Raw genomic sequence first — 2,161 nt, 5'->3', positions numbered from 1 at the left:
CTATTGGCATTCATCATTTTCTTCCCGGCGGTTCTCTGTCCTACTCTTTTGACTATTTTTTTTGAGGTTACCGCTAGAGATAAAGGTCTAATTATTTTTTCGATTCTCTTATTATTCTTTATTTTCTTATTTTTATTATCTGGCCTTGATTAGCTTTTTGCAATTCCTGAGGTGAAATTTTAATCAGAGAATTTTCTGAACCGCCTCCGGAATAAACCATTTCTTTTTCCATTACTTTGGGGTCAATTAAAAAAGTAGCCGAATAACCAAAGGAGGGAACTCCGCCACAGATATAGTTGGTTTTTTCCAGAATCTCCGGCGGATTAGCCGTGCGGGGCGGTTCAATTTCCAGAGCTTTTCCTATTTTCTTTAAACTTACTCTATCTTCTCCCTTCACAATAGCCACAATTAGATTCCCCTGCTGATCTATTAGGCAGATATTTTTTACAAAATCTTCCGCTGAAGTATGAACAGATCTTGCGGCATCTTCTACTGAATGACAGGAAGTTGTAAAAGAAAGATGCTCGGCTTGAAGATGATTATCTTGAATATATTGTTTAATTTTTTCTTCGTAGGGGTTCATTGTTGTCTGGTCCGCTTTTAATTTTGATTTCCCATCATTCATTTTAAATTCTCCTTAAAAAATTATTTAATACCCATCTTGATTATAATGGTAATGGAAAGATTTTACTCATTTTTAGGAATAAATATTTTACGCAGATGCTCTGATTTTTGCATTAAATTCTGAATATCCACTATTTTATCTTCTTTTATCTCTAAAGCTTTGGTTATATCCGTAATTTCCCAACCCTTTTCTAAAGCTAATAAAATTAAATCCATCTTTTCGTAAGAAATTCCCAGAGCTTCTTCAGTAGTAAGCCCAGGAATAAGATCAGGTGAAGGAGGCTTTTGAATAATTCTGGAGGGGATATTTAGATAGCAAGCTAATTCTCTTACCTGAGTTTTATATAAATTAAGAAGGGGCATAATATCAGAGGCATCATCACAGCCATGTTTGACAAAAAATCCAATCTGATATTCGCTTTTATTGGCCGCTCCGACTACCAATCTATTTTCCAATTCGGCATAAAGATAAAGTAAGACCATCCGAAGACGATGTTTTATCCGATAATAGGCATTGCTCTTTTCCAGATAACTTTTAAAGGCTTTATCTTTAAAACCTAAAAGACTAGCGGAAAAAGGAATTTCTCCGGTCTTTCTGGTATAAAATTGGTAGGATTCTTTAATTACCCTCCCCTTTAATCCTCCCCAAACAGGAATTTTATTAAAGGGAGATAAGGCATAAATCCTCATTTCTTGAAGATAAGGAGTAAGATCAATTAATTTGGTGGGGATGGATAATTCTTGAGCCAAATCCTGGGCGTCTTTGAGATGTTCTTTTTTAGAATCCTGATCGGGCATAATTAAAGCTAAAACTTTTTGAGGGCTAAGTGCCCGCTGACCCAAGACCGCAACAACGCTGGAGTCAATCCCTCCACTTAGCCCTAAGATGAGCCCTTCTCTTTCTAGTTTTTCGGTATATTCTCGGATAAAATTCTCTATAGAAAGAGATACTTTCTCAGGTTCAATCCTCATTTCAACTTTCAATTCTTCCAAAAGAATATTATCGCTCATTCTCTTTAGTTACCGTTTTAAATATTTTTAATATTTTTTATTCGGTTTTATAATATTGGCTAATATTGGGTATAGTTTAAAAGTTCAATTTCACCTTCTATTCCTTCCTCTCCATAGGTTTTACTTCTTAAAGGTAAGGCTAATTCTGGGTCAATAACCCATTCAGCCAGTATTTTATCTTCCTCTTCGGGACTAAAAAGCTGGCAGACAAATCCTGATCTACCGGCAATCTCTTCCATGGCGGTTACCTTGATTATCCCTGCCCCAAAGAAGCTCATCTTTTCTCCTACCTTTAAATCCATCTGGCTAAAAAAGAAACCATAGGCAGGATTGATGACTAACATATTTAAGGATATTCCGTAAGCTCCCCCTAACCCAAAGGCAGTCTCCTGGCCTAATTTATCTTTAGTTAAAGTCCCTTTAGTAGTATAAGAAACTTCATAGACTTCCTCGCCCTTCTGGGATTTCTCTGGATCTATTTTAATATCCAGGATATAGGTAATTTCTACTGGTTCCTCATTTTCAT

3 protein-coding genes are annotated in these 2,161 nt (G+C 36.0%); all 3 read right to left on the bottom strand.

The window, feature by feature from the left end:
- Positions 1-118: 118 nt before the first annotated feature.
- Positions 119-583: an aminoacyl-tRNA deacylase gene (locus tag COZ07_RS02810; protein WP_406607075.1), complete on the bottom strand. Its 465-nt coding sequence runs from the start codon at positions 581-583 to the stop codon at positions 119-121.
- A gap of 104 nt (positions 584-687) precedes the next feature.
- Positions 688-1,635, bottom strand: coding sequence for an NAD(+) synthetase (gene nadE, locus COZ07_RS02805; protein ID WP_406607074.1), 948 nt, complete (start codon positions 1,633-1,635; stop codon positions 688-690).
- Positions 1,636-1,694: 59 nt separating this feature from the next.
- On the bottom strand, positions 1,695-2,161 hold a 467-nt coding region (locus tag COZ07_RS02800; protein WP_406607073.1), incomplete at its 5' end, for a hypothetical protein.

Origin of the sequence: Candidatus Infernicultor aquiphilus, from assembly GCF_002784285.1 — a bacterium.
Classification (GTDB): domain Bacteria; phylum Atribacterota; class Phoenicimicrobiia; order Phoenicimicrobiales; family Phoenicimicrobiaceae; genus Infernicultor; species Infernicultor aquiphilus.
This window is presented reverse-complemented; position numbering and strand designations above follow the sequence as displayed.